The sequence below is a fragment of the Daejeonella sp. H1SJ63 genome, from assembly GCF_029360775.1.
GTDB lineage: Bacteria > Bacteroidota > Bacteroidia > Sphingobacteriales > Sphingobacteriaceae > Daejeonella.
Window position 1 is genome coordinate 1 of the sequence record NZ_JARKMZ010000046.1, and the last position, 1,315, is coordinate 1,315.

General features: G+C 41.9%; 1 protein-coding gene. It reads right to left on the reverse strand.

Annotated features, from left to right (window positions below; translation table 11 throughout):
* Positions 1 to 1,282: IS4 family transposase (locus P2W72_RS15645; protein ID WP_276364564.1), on the reverse strand; the 1,282-nt coding region annotated here is incomplete at its 3' end.
* Between the last annotated feature and the right edge of the window lie 33 nt (positions 1,283 to 1,315).

The following is a 1,315-nucleotide window of genomic DNA, read 5'->3' on the forward strand; positions in this document are numbered from 1 at the left end:
CGGGCTTGTTTTTCCTAATCCTGGGAAATGATCTGTTTTTTCGGACTGGCAAAGTGTCCCTTATAAAGTGACCGTGCAGGATTAAAAGTATCTGCTGGGGATCCTGCTGAATAAAGAGCGATATAAGACTGGATTTAAGCTTTCCAAACGATTTATTCCTGTTTACTTTCATAGGATACTTTTTGTTTTGGGACAGCTGGTTTACAGAGGATTGTGCATCTTTTATAAGTACCGAATGAAGATTAGTCATAAAAACGGTAGCATAAAAATCTTGTTCGACCGATTCAACTGTTAGCCCGCTGAAAGACTCCAGTTGCATAATGTTCTTTTGTATGGATATGTTGGTTTCCACTCCCCATCTCAGGAAATAAAGCGCTTTGAACTGATCATCATTGTAGCCGTCCGATTCGGATAGGTTGGTCACCAGAACTTCAATCGTTTTTTCCAGTTCTACCCGGATAAGTCTGACCTCCACCAGGGTTTCTCTGTTGATTATATAACCGCTTTCTTTTAGACCGGTAATGGCGGCAGCAGAAGGAGTAAGCTGTACGATGTCCGATCGCTTACCGCTGGCTATGAATTTCTTAACCATGTTTTGGTTCTCATTCCCCCGAATAACAAAAGGAATCTGCTGTTCGGCCCAAAGATGCAGGGCGAACATCTTATAACTGCAGAAATAACGGTCATAGATCACCAGCATATCCGCAGTAAGCTGATTGATTCCTTCGTAGGCCATTTGTACCTCTCCATAGCGGTAGGGTTCAATCCGGGGGAAAAGCACTAGCTCGTTCAGCACATCGTAGTAGTAAAATGTCTTAGCCTGTGTAAAACTCGCATGATGATTGGATTGGCCACCAAAGTGTTTGGTCAGGGCAGGTGTGTTCAATAAACTGATATTGGAGCCATCCGCCGCAATAATTCTTAAGCCATTCCACCGATGAGCACTTTCCCCACTATAATGATAATAACTCTGCCAAAGAACTTGGTTCCACCAGTAAAAAAAGGAGGCCTTGAGCTTGATTCGCTGTTGTGTAAAAGCACTTACTGAACAGCCATTATCTAATCCTAATTCCTGAAAAAAACCTTCGAGTTCGATGCTTAACGTCTTCTTACATAGTTTTGCTATCAGTAAAACCAGCCGATCAAACGGCAGCTTTCGGTTTCGTGTAAAATCCTTCGCAGAATTTCGGAAACAGTCAATTACACCTTCCCGACTAACAACCTGAGTGACAAAATTCTTTAACTCAAATATGATTTTTACTGCTAATTTTACGTCGGCCATAAGGGTTGCGGTTTTGTTTTGTTTCTAGATAAT